This window comes from Shewanella maritima, from assembly GCF_043643735.1.
Taxonomy (GTDB): Bacteria; Pseudomonadota; Gammaproteobacteria; order Enterobacterales; family Shewanellaceae; genus Shewanella; species Shewanella maritima_A.
Genome location: NZ_JBHZSM010000020.1, coordinates 42674 through 65859, shown reverse-complemented (window position 1 = coordinate 65859; position 23186 = coordinate 42674). Strand labels below are relative to the sequence as shown.

Genomic DNA, 23186 nt, shown 5'->3' with positions numbered 1-23186 from the left:
TGGGAGATTGGACTCTTTTGATTAGAATCCGGCCTGGCACGCCGAAGGGTCGCGGGTTCATCTCTTGATAAGAGCAAGTCCGCTCCGCCACTTACATCGAAGCCTCGTCAGCAATGACGAGGCTTTTTTGTATGTGTGATTTGTTGGGAATAAGATAAACACCTTACATGCATTTATTCTTACATGAAGTTAAATAGACTACTCGGTCTAGTTGTTCGCTTTCTGCTTTTTTTTGGTTAATGACCTTTGTTAAGTGTTTTTGATGGCTCAATATGTGGATAATAATCCATGCTTTATAGTGTGTTGGAGCTATTAATTTAACCTGTATTTTTTGCACTTTTGAAAAATTATGTAAAGAATCTGTAGTAAAGCTTGTATTTAGTGTAAAACTCTCAAACATATATAACAAATATGTGTTTTATGTCTTTCTTATATACTCAGACTTAGTACACTATATGGCCTGTTGTTTTTTTGGTTAAGAATGTATCTGGAGCATGAAGTTTATGGATTGTCGTTTATGTTGTGGTGCGTGTTGCATTGCACCTTCAATTACCAGTGCTATCCCAGGTATGCCAAATGGCAAGCTTGCTGGTGAGCGATGCATTCAACTCAATGATGACAATTTATGTAACTTGTTCGGTAAATCGGATAGGCCAAAAGTGTGCGGAGACTTTATGCCGACTATAGATGTGTGCGGTATGAATAATGAGCAAGCATTATGGCTGATAACGGATTTAGAGCAGCATACAGGTTAAAATCTTAGTGATAGGTGGCTTGAGATGAAATTAACTCGATATACAGACTTTGGTATACGTATTTTGATGTACGTTGCTGTGCAGCACCCGCGTGAAAATTTATTTCGCATAGCTGAGGTTACAGAGGTTTTTGAGCTATCGTCAAATCACGTTGCAAAAATAATTCATCATTTAGGCAAACTAGGCTACATCGACACTATTCGTGGTAAAAGTGGTGGCTTTAAATTGGCTGTTGAGCCTGAGGATATTAATTTAGGTCAATTGATCAGGCAGCTGGAGAACTCACTTGCGCCTATAGATTGTGATGAACCTCGTTGCCGCTTCACTACTGCTTGTAAGTTCAAAGGTGTGCTAGGGCGAGCAGTTGCAGCCTATTTAGCTGTGCTAGATGAATATACTTTAGCGGATATTGTCGTGAATAAAGCTGAATTGTTAGCGACTCTACCTGAGCAATTTATTCCACTGACGTTTGTTGAGTCGTAGCCACAGCATTCAAGGTTTGTATGGGTAGCAGCTGTGAGGTAGGCACTAACTTCACGCCGTTACTCGCAAGTTGGTCAATGTTGTTATTTAAAAACATCACTGTTTCAGGGTATGGATGCCCAATCAATATCACCATGCCATCTTCCTTAGCTTGTTCAATAGCCTTATCAAATTGTGCTTGAAGCGCAATGATGTCTTTTTGGTTATCCAAAAATATGTGTCTTTGTAATATCGGCACGCCTGCTAATAGCGCTTGTTCACCGGCTTTACTATAACGTGTGGTCACGCTATCTACAAAATACATGTCCTTTTCTTTAATGCTTTCCATTACCCAGCTCATTGGTTCTCTGAGTTGGGTGAGCAAACTGCCCATGTGGTTGTTCAGTCCTTTTGCATAAGGAATATGTTCCACTGCACTATTTATTACCTGTTTAATTTGCTGCTCGCTCATTTGGTTGGTCATGCCACCTGGGCCCAGATCTCGCCCGTCAAGCGTTTGCATTGGCATATGCAACATGATTTCAAATCCACCTTGATGGCCTTTTTTGGCTAAACGTTGACCGAGTGGTGTATGTGGCAGGACAGACAAAGTGACATCTTGAGGCAGTGTTAACACTGCCTTATCTGATTGGCGGTAGCCTATGTCGTCGATAATAATTGCAATGTTTGCCCCATGGGCATTAAATGCAGTGATTAGACTGATTATAATTAAGAGTAATGAGCGCACAGTTATTATTGGTTTTCTTAGTTAATGTCATCCATGTTTGCTAATCCATGCGATAGCCGAATCAATTTGTGCATCAATGGATGTTGATTGCATATTAGTGTTATTGATTATATGCACATTATCTTGTTCAGCGACAGTAGGAAGTGTGATTTTTGTATCTGGTTGGATGCCTATCTCGTGAATATCATTTCCTTTTGGGGTGTTGTATTTGGCTATGGTGAGTTTAATTGCGTTACCTTGCCCAACCATTGGAATCAGGCTCTGTACGGTACCTTTACCAAAACTGCTTTCACCAACTAAGTGCGCCCGATTATTTTCTTGTAACGCCGCTGCAAGTACTTCTGATGCCGAAGCGCTGCCTTGATTTATCAGAACCACCATAGGGAGTTGGGTAAATATAGTATGGTTAGATGCGTAATAGTCTTCATTAGCATCAAAAAAACGGCCTTGCGTAGAAACAATTCGTCCTTTATCTAAGAAAAGATCCGCAATTTCAATTGCCTGATCAAGTAAGCCGCCAGGGTTATTTCGTACATCTAAAATGAGCCCTTTCAAGTTACGGTTTTGCCATGCTATAGCTTGTTTAAGAATGGCTTTTGCTGCATCTTCTTGGAAGTTTGCGATATAAATGTAACCCACGTCATCAATAATTTTGGCATCAATTGATTCGATATGAATATAGTCTGGTGTTAAGGTAATCTGTTGCGATTGCTCGCTTGCTTTAGGCGCAATGGTTAAGTGTATGCCTTGCTTTAGCATGCTGTGTTGTTTGATTGCTTTAAGAATATCACTCAGATTACTTCCATCGACGGCTGTATTGTCTAGGTGTGTAATGACATCTCCAGGCATTAGGCCTGCTTTATCGGCAGGGGAGTTTTTAAATGGCGTGACAATGGTGATTTGATCGTTATCAGTGGCAACTTCAAACCCAAACCCATAATACTCACCTTTGTTGGTACTTGTGAGCGACTCGAATTCGGCTTGATTAAGAAAGTCAGAGTAAGGGTCTAGGTGTTCAAAAACGCCATTGATTGCAGCTTGGATTAATGATTCTCGGTCTACATCTTCAACATAATACGTTTCGACTGTATCAATAATATCTAACAGCAGTGAGTAGTCATACTCTTTGTGAAAGGCGTTGGTAGAGTCATAGGTTTGTTCAGAGCCAGATAAGCTTACCGAGGTTGCGAGTACTACCCCTGACAAAAAACACAATAGATACTTCAGTGAATGTTGCATAACTCCCCCTGCGAGAATAGGGCGGAGTCTAAGCAGATGCGATGATCAATACGTGAAGACTTGTAATCTAGCGGCAGTATCTCGCTGGATTAACGGCTTGCCCTTTGTGCCTTATCTCAAAGTATAGGCCAGGTTCCGTCTGTCCACCTGATCTTCCTACTAATCCAATGGTCTCACCAGTCGAAACAGTATCGCCTGCATTCTTAAATAACGTCTGTGCATGGCCGTATAGGCTCATATAGCCTTCGCCATGATCAACTACCATTACCATGCCAAACCCTCTGAGCCAGTCTGAATAAATGACCTTACCTGCGGCAATGGCGTTGATGTCTTTGCCTTCAGGCGCAGATAAAATTGTCCCTTTCCATTTAATTTGCCCAGAACGTTGACTGCCAAAGCGTTTGGTTGTTCGACCATCTGTCGGCCAGCGTAATTTACCTTTCTGCTTAGCCAGTCCATTCATGCTAGGACTGTTCTTGACTGCTTGAAGTGCCTGTTCAACTAGGTGCTTCAAACTGGCTTCTTCAATTTGCAATTGTTCCAGCTCAGCGCCTTTTGTCGACAAGGTACGCTGAAGTTGTGTCAGTGTTAGCTGTCGCTGCGCTTGTTCTTTGCTCAGGTTGTCCGCCTGCTGCTGTTGATCAATGATGGTGGCATTAAGCTGCTGTTGTTGCTGAACTTGCTGCTGCTCGACCTGTGCAAGCTGCTCGCTGGTTTCCTTCAACTGGCTAATGGCTTTCATACGCGCATTATTAAGATACTGATAATAAGTGAGCATACGCTCAACTGTGGCTGGATTTTGCTGATTGAGCATCATCTTACTGTAGTCGTGGTTACCTGCTAGGTAAGCACTGGATAACTGTTTTGATAAGGTTTTTTGTTGAGTACGTTTAAGGGTATCGAGTTCGGCTTGTTGCTGGCCGAGTGCTTGTAGCGCCTTATTTAACTTAGCCAGTTTATCTTGTGTTTGATTGACTAGTTGAGCAGATTTCGCAATGGCTTGTTCGTCTTTTTTGAGTAAAGACATTAATTGCTCACGCTGTTTTGTGGTGCTTTTGAGTGAGTTTTGTTGCTGGTTTATTTGAGACTGAATAGCTTTTAACTCTGACTGACGCTTGTCTAAGTCAGCGGCTTGTACGCTTTGAGCCAGTATAATAAAGCCAGCGACAATGCTGGCTTTAACAAAAGAGTTTACTATCACGAGTGAACTTTTAGCCTTTTAAATCGATAATGCAGCGACCTGACATTTCTTCAGGGGTGCTTTGACCCATCAACGATAACATAGTTGGCGCAATATCGCTTAGTCGTCCATTAGGTTTTATTTCAGCTTCACGGCCGACATAAATAAACGGTACTAATTCACTGGTGTGGGCAGTGTGTGCTTGCCCAGTTTGTTCGTCAGTCATTTGCTCAGCATTACCGTGATCGGCTGTAATAATGCATTCACCGCCAACTTTGTCTAACGCTGATACAACGCGACCAATACAAGCATCAACCGCTTCACAGGCTTTAACTGCAGCATCAAAGCTACCAGTGTGACCGACCATGTCACCATTTGGATAGTTACAAATGATCACATCATACTTGTTTGACTCAATGGCACCTACCAATTTATCGGTCAGTTCTGTTGAGCTCATTTCTGGTTGCAAGTCGTAAGTTGCCACTTTAGGCGACTCGATTAATATTCTATCTTCGCCTTCGAATGGCTGCTCTTTACCGCCGTTAAAGAAGAACGTTACATGCGCATACTTCTCTGTTTCAGAGATGCGTAATTGCTTCTTACCGCTATTTTGAAGTGTTTCACCTAGTGTGTTGACCAAGTCTTCTGATGGATAAGCAATGGCAGCTTGAATATCGGCGGCGTATTCCGTCAGCATCACAAAGTTAACTTTTGGTGTTTTAGCACGTTCAAAACCATCGAAATCGGCATCGACAAAGCTACGGGTGATTTGGCGGGCACGGTCAGCACGGAAGTTCATGAAAATAAGGGCATCATCGTCATTCAGCGTGGCAATGTTGCCAGCTGCATCAGTAATCGTTGAGGCGGCAACGAACTCGTCATTCTCATCACGGCTATATGCTTGGTTAAGTGCTTCAACTGCATTGCTATATACGTGATCGCCTTTACCTTGAGTAATCAGATCATAAGCTTTAACAACACGCTCCCAACGGTTATCGCGGTCCATTGCATAGTAACGACCAATGATAGATGCAGTGCGACCACAACCTAATTCAGCAAACAGCTTATCAAAGTGAGCTAGGCTCGACTCTGCACTGCGCGGTGGTGTATCACGACCATCTAAAAAGGCGTGTAAGTAAACTTTTTTAGCACCGCGTTTAGCAGCTAAACGGCACATGGCTTCAATGTGCTGTTCATGACTGTGAACACCACCAGGTGACAATAGCCCCATGATGTGCACTGCGCCATCAGCTGCAATTGCTTTGTCTACAGCAGAAGTAAACGCAGGGTTTAGGTCAAATTCGTTATCTGCAATCGCTTTGGTAATGCGGGTCAATTCTTGATAAACCACACGGCCAGAACCAATGTTGATATGGCCAACTTCTGAGTTGCCCATTTGCCCATCAGGTAAACCGACATCAATGCCTGAGCCAGAAATTAGGCTATTTGGATAAGTTGCATTGAGTTTATCTAATACCGGTGTGTTGGCATGATGAATCGCATTATCCTTAGGATTTTCACGATAGCCCCAGCCATCGAGGATAAGTAACGCCAAAGGGCGTTTTGCAGTTGTCATTGTGATACCTCTAAGTTGACAAAGTTAAAGTGTGAAAATTTTAATTGTATGAATATTACTACTTATCTAGCAGGGTAAAAAGCATTAAGGTCATGTTGATGTCAATTGCGTTATAAAATTTCATTTATAATTACAACTGTTGCTGATATTCCAACCAAGCAGGCCTAATCCCGCATTTAGTGGGATTGAAAGATGAAAAATCGCCTGCAAATCTATATACTCTTGGCTAAATTAGTGGCACATACGTCTAAGATAGGCAGATAACATGCAAGAATACATTGAGTTTTTCCAAGCAAACCCGATCCTGAGTTTATCTTGGGTGGGTTTATTTATCGCTGTTGTTGTAATGACAGTGAAAATCAGTACGTCAAAAGTAAAGAATATTTCGCACCAAATTTTGACCCAACTGGTCAACAAGGAAGAAGGCGTGGTGTTTGATGTGCGCTCAAAGGACGAGTATAAAAAAGGCCATATTATTGATGCGCTGAATGTCACTATGTCAGAAATTAAAAATAATAAGCTGACTCACCTTGAAAAGTATAAAACCAGTCCCATTATAGTAGTATGTAATGCTGGCATGACATCTTCGCAAGCGGCGCAACTTCTTATCAAAGAAGGCTTTGCAAACGTTTACAACTTGAATGGTGGTATGGCTGATTGGAAGTCAGCAAACTTACCTGTAGTGAAGAGTAAGCGATAATCGTTATCCGGCTTTCGGCATTATGATTTGCTGAAGTACAATAAAAATAGGCTTTGAAAAAAGCACACATAAATTACAAATTAGGTAGGACATCAAGATGGCTGAAGAAGTAGCAAACAACCAAGAAAATGCACCACAGTTCAACATTCAACGCGTGTATATCAAAGATATCTCTTTTGAAACGCCAAACAGCCCAGCTGTTTTTCAAAAAGAGTGGAACCCAGAAGTTAAGCTAGATCTTGATACGCGTAGCAACAAGTTAGCTGAAGATGCATATGAAGTGGTTTTATCGCTAACTGTTACAGCTAAGAATGGCGAAGAAACAGCTTTCTTATGTGAAGTACAGCAAGCGGGTATCTTCACTATCACAGGTCTTACTGAGCAACAACTTGCTCACTCATTAGGTGCATACTGCCCTAACGTACTATTCCCATATGCTCGCGAAGCCGTTGGTAGCTTAGTTGCTCGTGGTACTTTCCCACAGCTTAACCTAGCGCCAGTTAACTTTGACGCATTATTTGCTCAGTATGTTCAGCAGCGCCAAGCGGCAGCCGCTGAAGCACCTGCAGAAGCAAACGCATAATTGTATGAGTAAGCTTGCCGATATTACGGTATTAGGGGCGGGGTCTTATGGCACCGCCCTTGCCATTTCACTTGCTAGCAATGGTCACAAGACTTTGCTTTGGGGTCATGAAGCTGACCACATGCAAAAGCTTGAGCAAGAGCGATGCAATAGCGAGTTTCTTCCCGGTATTGCCTTCCCTGATTGCTTGCAAATTGAAGCTGATCTTCAAACTGCACTGCAAGCCAGTCAGAATGTCTTAGTCGTTGTACCTAGCCATGTATTTGGTGAAGTATTAAAACGTGCGAAACCATTACTGCGTGCTGATGCTCGTATTGTATGGGCGACTAAAGGGCTTGAGCCTGAAACGGGTCGTTTATTACAAGACGTGGCACGTGAGCAACTTGGAGAGCAGTTTCCATTAGCGGTGCTTTCGGGGCCAACCTTCGCTAAAGAATTAGCCGCAGGTATGCCAACTGCGATTGCTGTTGCAGGTACTTGCCCGCAATTCACTGATGACTTAGTAGAATTACTGCATAGTCCGAAGCGTTTACGTGTGTATGCTAACGATGATTTCATTGGTTTACAGCTTGGCGGCGCAGTGAAAAATGTGATTGCCATTGGCGCGGGTATGTCTGATGGTATCGGCTTTGGTGCTAATGCGCGTACAGCGTTAATCACCCGAGGCTTGGTAGAATTATCTCGTTTAGGTGTCGCGCTTGAAGCTGACAATAGTACCTTTATGGGAATGGCAGGCTTAGGTGATTTGGTATTAACGTGTACCGATAACCAGTCTCGAAATCGCCGTTTTGGACTTGCGCTTGGTAAAGGCAGTGATGTTGATACCGCACAAGACGAAATTGGTCAGGTCGTTGAAGGCTATCGTAATACCAAAGAAGTGTACACATTGGCTAAGCGCTTAGGTGTGGAAATGCCAATTACTGAGCAAATTTATCAAGTGTTGTATCAAGGCAAAAGCCCCGCTGCAGCTGCCAAAGAGTTGTTAGGTCGTGACAAAAAGTCAGAGACAACAGATAGCTAATACTTGCTTGTCGACTCGGTATAAAAATATTCAAAAGGGTGCTAATATAGCGCCCTTTTTTGTGACTGGTCGAAAATTGTTCGGCTCGGTTTTAAAATTTTGAGTGAAGCCGTTAGGCGAACTTGACCATCATTATGAGAGTAAAGCATTGAAGCATCATGACGTAATTATTATCGGAGCAGGCGCTGCAGGGTTAATGTGTGCAGCAACCGCAGGCTATCGAGGGCGTGATGTGCTGGTGTTAGATAATGCTAAAAAAGCGGGTCGCAAAATTTTAATCAGTGGCGGTGGCCGTTGTAACTTCACCAATCAGAAAGTTGAACCACATCAGTTCATTTGTGCTAATCCTCATTTTGTAAAATCCGCGCTTGCCCGATATAAATCAACTGACTTCATTGAATTAGTTGAACGTCATGGCATTGAATATCATGAACGGGATCATGGCCAACTATTTTGCAATGACTCAGCTAAAGACATTGTCGATATGCTGCTTACTGAGTGTGAATGGGCAGGTGCTCAGGTGCAATTACGTACCGAAATCAGCCACATTGAAAAAGCCGCGTCAGGTTTGTTTCATATCGTCACCAACCAAGGGGAATACAGCTGTGATGCCTTAGTTGTGGCAACCGGTGGTTTATCCATGCCGAAACTAGGTGCCACCCCTTTTGGTTACCAATTAGCCGAGCAATTTGGTTTAAAGGTGTTACCGACGACGGCTGGCTTGGTGCCTTTTACTTGGCATGCCGAACAAAAAGCGAAATTTGAAGCGCTGTCGGGTATTGCGGTGCCCAGTACCATTACCGCCGAAGATGGCACTCAATTTAGTGAAGCCTTGTTATTTACCCATCGAGGTTTATCAGGCCCAGCTGTGTTGCAAATATCGAATTACTGGCAACCTGGTCAAGCCGTCTCAATCAACTTACTGCCTAATGACGATGCTACAGTTCTCCTCAGCCAAGCACTTGAATCCAGTCCCAAACAAAGCTTGCGTAACACCCTCAGTCAGTGGCTGCCGAAGCGATTAGTTGAGGCGCTATTTGAGTCTGTACAATTGGATAAAGCGTTAAACCAGCTTGGTCACGGTGAACGAGATTCAATTGCCCGGCAGTTAAATAGTTGGTCGATAGTGATGAATGGCACAGAAGGTTACCGCACTGCAGAGGTGACTTTAGGCGGTGTTGATACCAATGAGCTGTCTTCTAAAACCATGGAGTCAAAAAAAGTCGCCGGGCTATATTTTTCTGGCGAAGTGATGGATGTCAGCGGTTGGCTTGGCGGCTTTAATTTCCAATGGGCATGGGCGTCGGGTGTTGCGGTTGGGATTGCTGTGTGATTGTTTCTGGACATACTGTTTTGTTGAGATAGTCAGATTATTTGTATTTTACGCCGCTGACTTGGCAAATTGATTAGATGCCTTAGATACTGCTACATCAGACAGCCTTTTGATACTGTTGTTAAACAAATGTTGCATTTTATGGTTTTTCCTTTTAGGTTGTATTGGTTTTTAAGGATTGATACAACTCAAGGAAGAGAAAATGCGCAGCTTTTGCCGCTCTATATCGATATTTATTTCCGTTGCCCTAGGCTTTTTTACCCTATATACATCTCCTATTTATGCTTTGGGAATCATTACTCCAGCGCCTCCCACACCTGATTTATTAGGTGGGAAGTCAGGTACCCAAATTACCTTATCTTGGTCAATGGCATGTGATGTCAATCGGGTTGAAATCCAAGAATCTTTAACAACACAGTCATGGGTAAATATATACACTGGACAAGGTTTGTCTAGTGGCGGTGGTGGTGTAATGAGCTTGCAAAGTTCTTTGTATAACACTGCTATGGATCTTGATGGCTCTGATGTAAATGGTTTTACAGGGCCTGGTGATAGTATTGGCGGTTGTGTAAATTGGATGCCTAATCGTTACGTAGTTGCAACTAACAAAACTGCGCCTCTTTACTATTTCAGAATTAGAGCATGTAATTCATCAGGTTGTAGTGCATATAGCCAGCCAATAAATGTCGCTAGCTCAGGCAATTCAGGTGAAAAGTCGTTAGCAGCAATTACTGCCATTCCTAACAGTAGTAATCCTTTAACCACGCCCATTAGCGGAGATTTAGTCGGCGAAATACAGGGTAAATCGATTGTAGACGGTGGTGCGTTTTCCTACAGTGTACCCTTGCAAATTGCCCCAGGGCGTAAAGGGGTTCAACCTAACTTATCACTCAATTACAGCAGCCAATCAGGCGAAGGTATTGCAGGTATGGGGTGGAGTTTGTCAGCAAATAGTCAAATTTCCCGTTGTGGCAAAATTTACGATATCGACAACTCAACAACTAACGCCATATACAGCACGGCCGATAAAATCTGTCTTAATGGTCAAAGGCTGGTCCCCATCCCTGAGACCGAAGGTGGCACCCCTGGTGCTTATGGGCAAAATGGTACCTACTATCAAACGGAACGGAAAGGTGCGTTAGTTATCCAGCAATTGGGCGGTAATTTAAACACCAGTAACACTTATTTTGTTGGTTTTGAGCCTGATGGTACGCAGCATAGTTATGGCCGTACCAGTAATTCAAAAATTGTACCGGTTGGGCTAAGTCAAACATTGACTTGGTTGCAATCACTTACGCAGGACACTCATGGTAACGAAGTTAGTTATGTCTATGACGATTCAACCGCGGGGAGTCGTAATCTTGCCGATATTTATTACACTGGCCATAACGGCACTCAGGGGACTCGAAATGTACATTTAAATTACACCTCACGCCCAACAAAGAAGAGTTATCACTGGGGAGGTTATACCGTATCTAATAAACAGTTAGATAACATTGAACTTAATATCGATGGACAGTTAAAAGCGCAATGGTCACTCAATTACCGTACATCTACCTCAATCAATAAAGCTTCAATATTAGATAATCTTACCTACTGTAATGGTGATAATGCCTCTGAGTGTTTAACGACTCAATTTGATTGGTATACCCGTAACTACAGCCATTACTTAAAAAGCACTCATTCACTCTCACAAATAACAGATAACTACCAAGTCGGTTTGAGGGCCAAAAAGAGTGCTGATTATGATGGCGATGGTGTGTTAGATCTGGATATCCCTCTTGACGGCATTTATCTGTCTAGAACTGGGAATAAAGTGACCTACAGAGATTTGCCTTCTATTAGTTCAAGGCAGTGGGCTGGCGACATCAATGATGATGACTTACCTAACGCCAATGAAATATCTTCAAATATCGTCAATGGCAGCATTGACTATGACTTAGATGGGGCTGATGACTTCGTTTACACCAACGGTAATTCAAAGCTAGTCTTTGTCAGCTTTAACCCTGATGGCACCCGTAAGCGAGTGTATACCACAGGTATTAATGCTACCTGTTATGCGTCGATATATAACGATATTGGCAATAAGTTTTGTAATAGCCATGCAGTTGATTTTGATGGTGACGGCCGCAAAGATATTCTTTTAGCTAGCAATAAAGCCGTGGGTTCTAGCAATTACACCATTACCTACAAGGCATACCAACGTAATAAATCAGGTGATGGATTTGCCTATAAAGGTGCTTTTACGGCAGAAGCCAAAGAGCCCCTCGTTCCGATGGATGTTGACGGTGATGGCATCCTTGACCTTGCACCAAGTAAATTCCACAAAGAATTAAAATGGTACAAAATTGGTATCAATAGCTCAGGTCAAATTACAGCGACTAAACGGGTGAATACGTTTAATATTAATGTTGACGTTACCCACCGAGCCAACCCTAGCCAATGGGCTGATTTTAACGGTGATGGGCTAAGTGATATTCTGACGTTGCACAAAACCAATTCAAGTGACAATTTTTATACCCGTTACATCATACTCAATAAAGGTAATGGCAAGTTCACTTCTCCAATTAAAACAGCTCATAAAGAACTCGCATATACTGCCAGTGGTGCAATCGTAAAAGACCCAACATATGGCGGACCAGATGGATATGTGCACGAACAATTCATTCAATTTGTTGATTTCAATGGTGATGGGCGCCAAGATATTTTGTACCCAGATTCGAGCCGACGCAAATATATCTATGAATGTTGGGAGTGGAGTACTAATGAGGCTTGTCGAGCAGTCGATGGCGCTAACGCACCAAAGTTTTATGCGCACGATGTTTGGCATTGGAATGTGCTGTTAACCAATGAGAATGGCGTTTCATTCACCAATAAAACCTTACCAATATATGGCGCATTATCGACACTTTCGCCCATTGATTTAACCGGTGATGGCCGTATTGATTTTGTATCGGGTATCGGTTTTGAGTCAAATGCCACTAAAAGGCGATGGTACTTTGGATCAAAGTCAGGCAAGCCAAGCCACTATCCAGTGGGCTTTAAGTTGTTTGCCAATCATACTACTCAAGACACTGTAATAAACAGTGTGGCTACCGGAATGGGACAGAAATTTGCGGTTGATTATGCCATGTTGGCGGATACGAATTACCCACAACCTGTATCTAGCGGTGGCCACCCCTACGTGAACTTCACTAACACTATGCGTGTAGTGAAAGAAATCAGTAAAGACAACGGTAAAGGCTCAGTAAATAAAACCAGTTACCAGTATCGAAATGCACGTTTTCATGTTGCCGGTCGTGGTTTTCAAGGGTTCAGTGACATCATTGAAACCAGTCGTGATGCAAATAACTTGCATACGATAACTACAACTAATCGTTTTTCGCAAACATTTCCATGGTCGGGTACTGTCATCTACAAAAAAGTACAAGACGGTCTAAATCGAATCTTAAGCGAGTATGAGGTTGATACGCTTTATCCAAGTGCGAGTCAGTATCAAGCTTCACCAACCTCTGCTTGGTGTTTTTATCCAAAAGAGGTGACAAAAACCACGCGTGAGTTAATCCCTAATTCGTTAACCTCAACTGCGAAGACCAATGTGGTTAAAAAAACTCGTTTTTGTCAAACAATATTAGTATCAAAGTCGCTTGACGACGCCATAAACACGCATCAAAAGACCATCACTACTGACTTAACAGAGCAAATTGGTTGGTCAGTGCCGTTGACGATTTCGACGAGTCAAACGGTAAAATATAAAACGGCTCATCCTAGCGTTGTTATCGATCCTACGAATACCGCGACAAGCACCAAAATCACCAACACATACCGAAACAACAATAAAGGTGTGATGTCACTCTACTCCACTAAAACGGAAGGGACAGGTAGTCTTAAGGGCGTTGGCGCAACCACAATCTACACCGAATATGATAAATATGGCACGCCGTTAAAGGTCAGCACGGGTGATAGGTATACCAAACTGCAAATGACCTCAGACGGTTATTTTGCGAGTAAAAGCTTTAATGCGCAGTGGGGAACGACAGCAATAAACACCAATACTTATGATGCGCTTACCGGTAAATTAAAAACCTCACTTGATATCCATGGCGTACTCACAACCAATAAAGTTAATTTCCTTGGGCAAATTGAATCGACAACAGTAAAAAAAGGCAGCGTGACAGTCGCCCCAGCGACCTATATATCAAGGCAATGGCAGCAAGGTGAGTATGCCTTTAAGCAAACGCAGCAAACGGATGGGCAACCCACGTCAGTCACTTATGTCGATAGCCTTAATCGTCCGGTCAGAACCGAAATAGACGGGTTTGATGGTGTTGTGGTGTCCGCAACTGAGTTTGATGTTAGGGGTAATAAACTATCTGAAACCCTGCCAACACAATCCTACGGCTCGCATAAAGTCACCACATACCATGATTATGATGCGCTAGGTCGCCCCGCCTATAAACAGCATGACGATGGCATGGTGAGCTATCGCTCTGATTACACCTACTCGAGCAACTTAACCACCGATATTCAAGTCTCAGGTGGCATGAATGCAACCATGAGCCGTACTTACAACACTCAAGGGGCTTTGATTAGTACAACTGATGCCAATGGTAAAAAGAGTTATTTTGCCTATAACGCAACAAGCTTACCGGTACTCATTCAAGATGTACTTGGAAGTCGCATCACTGCCAGATACGATGATTTAGGGCGTAAGGCTTGGTTTGATGACCCTAACATGGGTAAATGGTCATTTACCTACAATCAGTTTGGTGAGCTAAAGACTCAAAAAGACGCCAGAGGTATTACTACGACTTTTGAGTACGACAAGGCTGCGCGGCCTACCACGCAGACTGTTAATGGCAAAACCAGAACCTGGGAGTACGATAACGTTGTAGGTAAGGGTAAGCTGTATAAAGCCTTTGTCGAGGGGCACAGCCAAACCCACAGCTATGACACCGCAGGGCGGATTAAACAGACCATGACAGCCATCGGTAATATCAGCTTTACTGAAAAGTTTGCCTATGACACTCGCTTTGGTCGTTTAAAGGCAATGCAATATCCAAGTGGTGAGCATGTGGCTTATCACTATGACGATAATGGCTTTGTCATTGAAGACTATCAGCTTTACACCGACAGCAGTGAAGTGACATTGCGTGAAGTGACCGAGTACAGCGCCTTTGGTAGTATTAATGAGCAGCGCTTTAGTAATAATAAAGTCCAAAAGTTCTATCGTAATGTGGCAGGTGTTCCTACTGACATTTGCACCAGCACCACAGGTAGCTGTAGTGCCTACGGCCTCCAGTCATTGGCTTACGACTATGACCCTATGGGTAACCTTGCTTATCAGCATAATCTAGTCGCAGATTTTAAAGAGAGTTACGTCTACGACGAGCTAATGCGCGTTGACTACTCAACCAAAGTTATCAAGGGCACAAGCTCAACCACAGACTATGACTATGACGCCGCGGGCAACATCTTGCTTAAGTCTGATTATGGTAGTCAGTTCAAGTATGGTAATACTGCCCGCAGCGCAGGCGGTAATGCGGGGCCAAATGCCATCAGGCAGTTTATGCGTAACGGCTCAACGTATAAATTCACCTATGATAACAACGGCAACCGCACATCGGGTGATGGCGCGACCATTACCTATGATGACCAAAACAAACCGCTTGAGGTGACCCGTAATGGCGTTACCAGTATTTTCAGTTACGATGCCAACGGTAATCGCTATAAACAGGTGAAGAAACAAGGCGGAATCACCTTATCTAACACCTACTATGTCGGCAGTTTCGAACGGGAAGTGACGGTATCTGACACCATAGACAAAACCTACATTGGTGACCACACCATTAAGATGAAAGCCCACGTAGGCTCGCTGGGTAATCAATCGGCGTTTCAGCATGTATTGCGTGACCATTTGGGCAGTGTTGATACCTTGCTAGATGCAAAATCAAGTAAGGTACTTCAATACCGAGGTTATGATGTGTTTGGCCGCCCAAGAGACATTGCAGCAGGTAACAGTCTGCTTGATGATTGGCAAGGCGTCACCAAAGGCTACACTGACCACGAGCACTTGAACGAGCAACAGCTCATTCATATGAATGGCCGCATATATGACTTCAATATTGGTCGCTTTTTAAGTGTTGACCCGTTTTTGCAGTTCCCAGAGAACAGTCAAAGTGCTAATCCGTATTCGTATATTTTGAACAATCCGATGTCAGGGACGGACCCGAGTGGTTATCAGTCTGAGTGCACAACAGGTTCTAATACTGGATTTGAAGGGTTTTGTTCGTCAGCTCAAATCGCTGAAGTTGAAGATGGAGAGGAGAAAGATGATGATACAGAGGTACCTGTATCAAACGGCCAAAAAAATGAAGCCAAAGGTGAGGATGTTGATTGGGCTAAACGGGTGATAGAAACCTATGGTAAAATAACAGGTGAGAAGGTGAGTAGCAGTGACGTTACCGAAACAGCAGCAAAACTTGCAACTGGAGCTTCAACTATTGCGTTAGGGCTTGAGAAAACGAAAAACTTGACACTATTAAATACTGCCGAGACAGGGACTGCCCTCATGGCTACAGGTTCAACCCTAAATGCTTGGGGGGTAAGCAATAACTCTAAAGCTGCAACCGCTTTGCTGTCACTAGATGCGTCTAAGCTAGGTAAAGAACTTGGAACAAAAGCAGGGGTTGCAGGACTCTTTGTAAGTCTAGCGTCTAACGCTGCGGCTTTAAATAACGGAAAAATCACTTCTTCGGAAGCAGTCGTTAAATCAAGCATTGATGTAAGTGCCTTATTAGTTGGGATAAGAGGAGGCCCAGTCGGCGCTACGGCTTCGATAGCTTATTCAGTGACAGATATCGTATACGGTGACGGTGGCGGAGTCATTCAACTAAAGCGCGATGCCGTTCAAGCGATTAATCAAATAGAAATCCAAATGGGAGCTAACAAAGTCAGCCAAAAAATTCAACAAAATCCACTGGGAACGATGAGACGCCTGTTTGGCCTGCCGAGTATTAAACTATGATTTTAAAGTTATATGACGATTTATTACAAGGATTATGGGCTTATTCTGTGAGTAAGGGGGTATCAGAAGAAAATGCATATTATTTGACTAGAATTCAAATCGTGATGTTTGAAATGTTTATATTTATTCCAATAATATTTCTTGCTTTTACCTTTGTTGATGTATCCGATAATCATATGATAATCGGGGTAACGGTTTTTGGCTTAGTATTAGAGACAATAAATCAATGGTATATAAATAAGAAGCAACTATTTCAAGGGGTTGATTGTGACGATGAAGTAACTAAAAAGAAGATTACAAAATGTAATGTTTTTTACATCTTTCTTTTTATATATGTACCTTTTGCAACTTACTTGTTGTCAGTACTGTGGTCATAAGGCTATTGAAAACGAGCAAGTACCAACGCATTTAAAAAGCCTATATCGGCACTAAATATAGTACACCCATAAAATTTGGGCGGCCAGACGAAACCTAGTCTTGGGAACTATGGTGCCACCCATTGTTAATGATGCGTTGTTTATAAATTAAATAGTAAATTAAATAGGACACCCATAGTTAATGGCATGGACGTCAACTTTCTACTAGGCTTTATTTGAGCATTAAACAAGGAGGTTATGATGCCGCGCCCTCGTAGAACTCAAATTAGCCTTGAAGACACTCCCTATTATCATTGTTGTAGTCGTGTGGTACGCCGTGCATTCTTATGTGGTGATGATAAATACACTGGTAAAAACTATGACTACAGACGTGGTTGGGTTGAAACGCTGATTCTTCAACTGACTGACGTGTTTGCGATTGATGTGGCGGCATATGCTGTGATGTCAAACCATCTGCATGTAGTGTTACATATTGATATTGAAGAAGTAAACAAATGGAGTGACCGTGAAGAATTAAATAGGACACCCATAGTTAATGGCATGGACGTCAACTTTCTACTAGGCTTTATTTGAGCATTAAACAAGGAGGTTATGATGCCGCGCCCTCGTAGAACTCAAATTAGCCTTGAAGACACTCCCTATTATCATTGTTGTAGTCGTGTGGTACGCCGTGCATTCTTATGTGGTGATGATAAATACACTGGTAAAAACTATGACTACAGACGTGGTTGGGTTGAAACGCTGATTCTTCAACTGACTGACGTGTTTGCGATTGATGTGGCGGCATATGCTGTGATGTCAAACCATCTGCATGTAGTGTTACATATTGATATTGAAGTAGTAAACAAATGGAGTGACCGTGATGTGGTGATGCAATGGCATAAGTTGTTTAAAGGCGATGCACTCACCCATAAATTTGCCAAAGGTCAGCTGATAGAAACCCATGAAGTAGTAAGGCTAAAGCACACCATCGCAATCTACAGAAGCCGATTATGTGATATTTCATGGTTTATGCGCTGCTTAAATGAACCTATCGCTAGACAAGCCAATCAAGAAGATAACTGCTCAGGTCGTTTCTGGGAGGGCAGGTTTAAATCTCAAGCTTTGTTAGATGAAGCAGCAGTATTAGCCTGTATGGCCTATGTTGACTTAAACCCCATACGTGCCAACATGGTGGCCACACCAGAGCAATCAGATTACACCAGTATTCAGCAGCGGATAAAAGCCGCCATCAAAGGAGAGCAACCTAAAGCGTTATTGCCATTTATTGGTAATGAACGTGCTAACCAGCCTAAAGGTATTGCGTTTTCATTACAGGATTACCTTGAATTAGTCGACGATACAGGTCGGATTATTCGTGATGATAAACGAGGTGCTATTAAAGCCGGCAGCACAAAAATACTCAATAGATTAAACATTAATCAAGCCAACTGGCTAAAGCTAACGACCGAGTTTGGGCAGTTATTCCATGGCCCTGTGGGTTCGCTGCAAGAGTTGACACAATATTGTGAGCATTTACAAAAGAGGCGACGGCACTTCGCTACAAGCTGCCAGTATTTTCAATAATCGGGTGCGCTGAACAGGTGCTTTCGAACCAATAAAGCAAAGCGCTTAATCTAACCATTTACCGACATTCGAGTGTCGGCAGCTTAGTAATGACTTAAAAAAGCAAATATAAGCTTAATACACTGAAAACCATCCAGTTTGGTTAACTCAATTCATTACCCACGCTGCAACAATAAAAAGGTCATGAGTGTTCACTTGCTAGCAGGTTAAAAGGCCACTATGTTATTGATTAACAATGGGTGGCTTGTTTTTTATTTTGGCCCAGTGGGTTCGCTGCAAGAGTTGACACAATATTGTGAGCATTTACAAAAGAGGCGACGGCACTTCGCTACAAGCTGCCAGTATTTTCAATAATCGGGTGCGCTGAACAGGTGCTTTCGAACCAATAAAGCAAAGCGCTTAATCTAACCATTTACCGACATTCGAGTGTCGGCAGCTTAGTAATGACTTAAAAAAGCAAATATAAGCTTAATACACTGAAAACCATCCAGTTTGGTTAACTCAATTCATTACCCACGCTGCAACAATAAAAAGGTCATGAGTGTTCACTTGCTAGCAGGTTAAAAGGCCACTATGTTATTGATTAACAATGGGTGGCTTGTTTTTTCTTTCTTTTTTCAACTTGATAACTGCTGGTTTCGGCTAGATCTGATTTCAGGTAGTTAAAGCCAAAATTTGAAGATTGAGCCAAGAAGGCATTAAGGGCCCAAGGACCTGAATCAGTGCTCACTGCATCAAAATAATAGCGATAACTGGCAAATAGATAAGCGTTGTCGCTGTTGTCTGTATCAATGATATATGAAGCACTAGTATCGTGATGAAAACTGTTATTCACTGTTGCTAGTGTATTGTTAGCTTGAGCAGAAAAAGCCATAAAGCTAATAGCAGTTGCTGCGGTCAGTTTGAGTGGCTGAGAGTGGCATCGTTTCATATTTACATCCTTGTCGGTTTAGTGGTTTAAATAACAATCCCACCTGTTATCATCTGGTAGCACTTGTATGCGATTGTATCAAATATTGCTATTTATCAATGATTTATGTTTGGTTTAATGTATATACAAGTGTGGGAGGTGTAAAGGCTGAAGTGATGAGGCTCCAATTGTGTAGTTTCGTTTCTTAGCGAAAATAACTTATTTTTGGGCTTGAATGGGAGTGAAATTACGTAAGCTATAACAATTAAATAGGCCACCCATAGTTAATGGCATAGACGCCAATTTTCTACTCGGTTTTGTTTGAGCATTAAACAAGGAGGTTATGTGCAGTGCCTTCGCAGAGCTCAATTTAGCCTTGAAAACTCACCTTAAAACTTTCCTCAGTAAACCTATTGCTCAATAGCGATGGTTGAACATGTCATCTTTCTACTACCTTCTAATTAAATACATAATAACTTCATATGTTTAATGGTTATTTTTGTTTGAAATTTGGGTATATTATCTGCTCGGTGTTTTAAACAACAAGGAATGAGTCTGTGAGCCTACAGGGTGTGAGCCGTCTTTCTGGGTTGTACTTGGGCGATCAAGTGCAGATGCACAATGGTGTGGCCAGTTGTATTAACCAAAAACATAAAGCGCAGCAATTGAATGTGCAATTTGATCGTATTTTAGGTAACAGTGAAGCCGACCCTAAGCATCACGGTGGCCTTGACCGCGTTATTCATCATTTTCCTCGAGAGCATTATGGCCAATACCGACGTTGGGATTTAATCCGTTCAGGCCGAGATGCACCCAGTATGGGGGAGAATATCTCAACTGTTGGTATCAATGAGCAACAGGTGTTTATTGGTGATATTGTGCAAATTGGTGATGTTACCTTGCAGGTCACGCAGCCACGATCGCCTTGCTTCAAGCTTAATTTACAATTTGACCATGTAGAATTTGCTTTAGCGATGCAAGAAACTGCTATGTGTGGCTGGTTCTACCGTGTGTTATCTGAAGGTGAGATCCACGCTAGCGATAGTTTGCAAATCATTGAGCGAAAGAGTGACATCAGTGTTGCTGAGGCGATGAAATTATATTTTGTACCCGAATTTGATGCTAACGCTTTTGAGCGATTAATAGCTTGTGAAGGCTTGGCACAAAGCTGGGTTGCGAGTTTAGAGAACCGCCTGCAACGTCAGGCCATTGAAGATTGGGAAATGCGATTATTTGGGCCAGCAGGTAAGCCGGCACATTTTGTGACGAGAACAATAAAGGAATAAGACATGAGTGAATTTTCAAGTGAGTTGAGCCAAGATACCAAAAACATTGGGGTACTAGTGCACGGTATGAGCTTAGTGGGGTACTTGATCCCGCTGGGTAGCATCTTTGGGCCATTAATTGTGTGGTTGATGAAAAAGGATGAATCTGATTTTATCGACCAATGTGGTAAAAATTGCTTGAACTATAAAATCAGCCTATTGATTTATGTGATTATTTCTAGTTTGTTAGCGCTTGTTTTAGTTGGGTTCGTATTTCTAGCGATACTAGGCATTATAGATATTATTCTAACTATTTTGGCTATGGTGAAAGCCAGTGATGGCATTGCCTATAAATACCCATTAACGATCAAATTTATTAAGTAACCACAGTATTCTTTCATACTAAGAAAACAAAAACGCCGCTAACAGGAATGTTAGCGGCGTTTTAATGGTGCAGAATCAATGGTTATTCCACTTTAAAGCGGGCAACTAATTCATCTAACCTATTTGCCAGTTGATTGAGGGACTCACTGGCTTGAGCTGCTGCTTGAGCGGTATCAGCTGTACGCAAGGTAATGTCATTGATCTCAGTGACATTATTATTTATCTCCTCAACCACAGTAGATTGCTGCTCTGTGGCCGCAGCCACTTGAATATTCATATCGCTAATGGATGCGATTTGTTGGCTGATCCCTGTTAATGACTGGCTGGCTTCGTCAACGGCATTTACACCGGCGAGTGAACGCTCCCGAGATTTCTCCATGGCATCTACCGCGCGTTTCGCTTCTGATTGCAGTTTATCAATCATGGTTTGTACTTCATTAGTTGAGTCTGCGGTGCGTGAAGCCAAACTACGCACTTCATCTGCCACAACAGCGAAACCACGACCAGCTTCACCTGCTCGTGCGGCTTCAATGGCAGCGTTGAGTGCAAGTAAGTTAGTTTGTTCTGAAATCGCGCGGATTACATCCAAAATACTGCCAATCGACTTAGTGTGGGTTGCCAGAGATTCAATAACTTCGCCTACTTGCTCAACTTCATCTGAAAGTTGATTAATTGTGGTGCGTGCGGTCATGACGACTTGCTGGCCATCAGATGACTCAGTATCGGCTTCTTTAGCACTCATGGCAGCTTGTGCAGCATTATTGGCAATCTCGTTAACGGTTGCCCCCATTTCATTAATCGCGGTGACAACCATCACTGTGCGGTCTTTTTGAAGATGGCTATCATTCAGTGTTTGATTCGCTTGGTCTGAAACATCTTTAGCTGAGTGACTGAGATGCTCACTTGTACGGGCAACCTCTATCACCGACTCTTGGATTTTACTGATAAAGCTATTAAAGCCTTGAGATAGCTGCGCGAGTTCATCATTACCTTCAACAGGTAGGCGCTGGCGTAAATCACCTTCACCTTCACCAATATCCTTGAACATATCTGCTACGCGGGTGATTGGACTGCTGACTGAGCGTGCAACCGAGATTGCAATGGCGATGGAAATGAGTGCAATGATGATGGTACTGATTAATATCTGATAGACCGCTTGGTCTAGTAGTGCATAAACCTCTGCTTCAGGTACTTGCGCCACGAGATACCAATCTAATGCCGAGATGTAGCTACTTGCCACTATTTGGCTTTCCCCATCTAGCTCGATATTCACTAGATTGAAGTCATTTTGCTGCATCAAGTTGCCAGTGTTGGCTTGTGGGTATAGTTGATTAATGGATGACTGCCCAATTAAGCTTGGGTTAGGGTGTAGCATTACCTTGCCTGATTTATCGACTAAATAGACAAAACCCGTATCTTCGATTTTAAAAGAGTCTAGAAATCGAACCATGTCATCCATGGCTTTAGCGAGTCCAACTAAGCCTCGTCCTGTGGGTTGTTGGTAGTTGATGAACAGTTTCACATCGCCATTTTCTTCGGTGAACACATTTAACATGCGCTCTTGACCACTATCACGATAACCAAAAAACCAACCATCCTGTTGTGAGTTCAGTATCCGTAAAAAACCATCTTGCGTGTAGTACGCTGCAGTCTCACGGTCGGCAATAGAAGCTTGTACTAGGTTATATTGACGGGTGATATCGCCAAGGTGAGCAATAACATCATCAGCGCCATCATCGGGGCGGCCTTGCTCAATCCAGTTTAAGATTAACCGGTTATTAGCCATTTGCTCTGCTGCGTTCGAGAGACTATTAATGTCTAATTCCACTTTATTGCGAATTTGCATTAATAGGCTAGGTAACTCAGAGGTTTGCATACGTTGCTCTACAACACTCTTTGCACTTCGCTGCCCCAATACACCGACCATGATGGTTGAAAGAAGTACAGCACAGGTCACCGTAAGTAGAATTTTTTGTTTGATGGTGAGGCTGTTAAATAATGTCATAAGTTTGCCTTGTGTACTCAGAAGTAAAAACTGTCAAAATCATGCTCTTTATATC

Annotated in this window: 18 protein-coding genes and 1 pseudogene; 13 read left to right on the top strand and 6 right to left on the bottom strand. The window is 42.7% G+C overall.

Annotation, left to right across the window (positions count from 1 at the left end):
• Window positions 1-503: 503 nt before the first annotated feature.
• Together ACHUGF_RS16890 and ACHUGF_RS16885 are read left to right on the top strand one after the other, a co-directional pair.
• A complete protein-coding gene (locus ACHUGF_RS16890) occupies window positions 504-755 on the top strand; it encodes a YkgJ family cysteine cluster protein (RefSeq protein WP_394132961.1) in 252 nt (83 codons plus the stop codon).
• Window positions 756-779: 24 nt separating this feature from the next.
• Complete coding sequence (locus tag ACHUGF_RS16885) at window positions 780-1238, top strand: Rrf2 family transcriptional regulator (RefSeq protein WP_394132960.1); 459 nt, start codon at window positions 780-782, stop codon at window positions 1236-1238.
• Here the strand turns inward: ACHUGF_RS16885 and ACHUGF_RS16880 are convergent.
• The 4 genes from ACHUGF_RS16880 to gpmM all read right to left on the bottom strand — a co-directional run bounded on the left by ACHUGF_RS16880 (window position 1210) and on the right by gpmM (window position 5960).
• Window positions 1210-1965, bottom strand: coding sequence for a divergent polysaccharide deacetylase family protein (locus tag ACHUGF_RS16880; RefSeq protein WP_394132958.1), 756 nt, complete (start codon window positions 1963-1965; stop codon window positions 1210-1212). The genes ACHUGF_RS16885 and ACHUGF_RS16880 overlap by 29 nt on opposite strands.
• 27 nt (window positions 1966-1992) lie before the next feature.
• Window positions 1993-3204, bottom strand: coding sequence for a S41 family peptidase (locus tag ACHUGF_RS16875; RefSeq protein ID WP_394132957.1), 1212 nt, complete (start codon window positions 3202-3204; stop codon window positions 1993-1995).
• Window positions 3205-3271: 67 nt separating this feature from the next.
• A complete protein-coding gene (locus ACHUGF_RS16870; protein WP_394132955.1) occupies window positions 3272-4405 on the bottom strand; it encodes a murein hydrolase activator EnvC family protein in 1134 nt (377 codons plus the stop codon).
• Window positions 4406-4415: 10 nt separating this feature from the next.
• Complete coding sequence (gpmM, locus tag ACHUGF_RS16865; RefSeq protein ID WP_394132953.1) at window positions 4416-5960, bottom strand: 2,3-bisphosphoglycerate-independent phosphoglycerate mutase; 1545 nt, start codon at window positions 5958-5960, stop codon at window positions 4416-4418.
• A 265-nt stretch (window positions 5961-6225) separates the two neighbouring features.
• Between gpmM and ACHUGF_RS16860 the strand changes: the two genes are divergently transcribed.
• From ACHUGF_RS16860 to ACHUGF_RS16820, 9 genes and pseudogenes are all read left to right on the top strand, one after another.
• Window positions 6226-6660 carry a rhodanese-like domain-containing protein gene (locus ACHUGF_RS16860; protein WP_394132951.1) on the top strand — a complete coding sequence of 145 codons (435 nt, stop codon included), beginning with the start codon at window positions 6226-6228 and terminating at the stop codon, window positions 6658-6660.
• Window positions 6661-6757: 97 nt separating this feature from the next.
• Entirely contained in the window at window positions 6758-7243 is a 486-nt protein-coding gene (gene secB, locus ACHUGF_RS16855) for a protein-export chaperone SecB (RefSeq protein ID WP_394132950.1), read from the top strand.
• A gap of 4 nt (window positions 7244-7247) precedes the next feature.
• On the top strand, window positions 7248-8264 hold the full coding sequence (gpsA, locus tag ACHUGF_RS16850; protein ID WP_394132948.1) for an NAD(P)H-dependent glycerol-3-phosphate dehydrogenase: 1017 nt from the start codon (window positions 7248-7250) through the stop codon (window positions 8262-8264).
• Window positions 8265-8412: 148 nt separating this feature from the next.
• A complete protein-coding gene (locus ACHUGF_RS16845; protein WP_394132967.1) occupies window positions 8413-9597 on the top strand; it encodes a BaiN/RdsA family NAD(P)/FAD-dependent oxidoreductase in 1185 nt (394 codons plus the stop codon).
• Between the two features lie 202 nt (window positions 9598-9799).
• On the top strand, window positions 9800-16624 hold the full coding sequence (locus tag ACHUGF_RS16840; RefSeq protein WP_394132947.1) for a SpvB/TcaC N-terminal domain-containing protein: 6825 nt from the start codon (window positions 9800-9802) through the stop codon (window positions 16622-16624).
• A complete protein-coding gene (locus ACHUGF_RS16835) occupies window positions 16621-17001 on the top strand; it encodes a hypothetical protein (protein WP_394132945.1) in 381 nt (126 codons plus the stop codon). The genes ACHUGF_RS16840 and ACHUGF_RS16835 overlap by 4 nt, the downstream gene beginning before the upstream one ends.
• A 237-nt stretch (window positions 17002-17238) precedes the next feature.
• A complete protein-coding gene (locus ACHUGF_RS16830; protein WP_394132944.1) occupies window positions 17239-17574 on the top strand; it encodes a hypothetical protein in 336 nt (111 codons plus the stop codon).
• 21 nt (window positions 17575-17595) lie between these two features.
• On the top strand, window positions 17596-18567 hold the full coding sequence (locus ACHUGF_RS16825; protein ID WP_394132966.1) for a transposase: 972 nt from the start codon (window positions 17596-17598) through the stop codon (window positions 18565-18567).
• Between the two features lie 252 nt (window positions 18568-18819).
• A pseudogene (locus ACHUGF_RS16820) lies at window positions 18820-18921 on the top strand (transposase); the annotation flags it as partial.
• 229 nt (window positions 18922-19150) lie between these two features.
• On the opposite strand, the gene ACHUGF_RS16815 reads toward ACHUGF_RS16820, so the two are convergent.
• Window positions 19151-19498 carry a hypothetical protein gene (locus ACHUGF_RS16815; RefSeq protein WP_394132943.1) on the bottom strand — a complete coding sequence of 116 codons (348 nt, stop codon included), beginning with the start codon at window positions 19496-19498 and terminating at the stop codon, window positions 19151-19153.
• 536 nt (window positions 19499-20034) lie between these two features.
• On the opposite strand from ACHUGF_RS16815, the gene ACHUGF_RS16810 reads away from it, so the two are divergent.
• Window positions 20035-20763: an MOSC domain-containing protein gene (locus ACHUGF_RS16810; RefSeq protein WP_394132942.1), complete on the top strand. Its 729-nt coding sequence runs from the start codon at window positions 20035-20037 to the stop codon at window positions 20761-20763.
• Between the two features lie 3 nt (window positions 20764-20766).
• Complete coding sequence (locus ACHUGF_RS16805) at window positions 20767-21126, top strand: DUF4870 domain-containing protein (RefSeq protein ID WP_394132941.1); 360 nt, start codon at window positions 20767-20769, stop codon at window positions 21124-21126.
• A gap of 82 nt (window positions 21127-21208) precedes the next feature.
• On the opposite strand, the gene ACHUGF_RS16800 is transcribed toward ACHUGF_RS16805, so the two are convergent.
• Window positions 21209-23131: a methyl-accepting chemotaxis protein gene (locus ACHUGF_RS16800; RefSeq protein WP_394132940.1), complete on the bottom strand. Its 1923-nt coding sequence runs from the start codon at window positions 23129-23131 to the stop codon at window positions 21209-21211.
• Window positions 23132-23186: the final 55 nt, after the last annotated feature.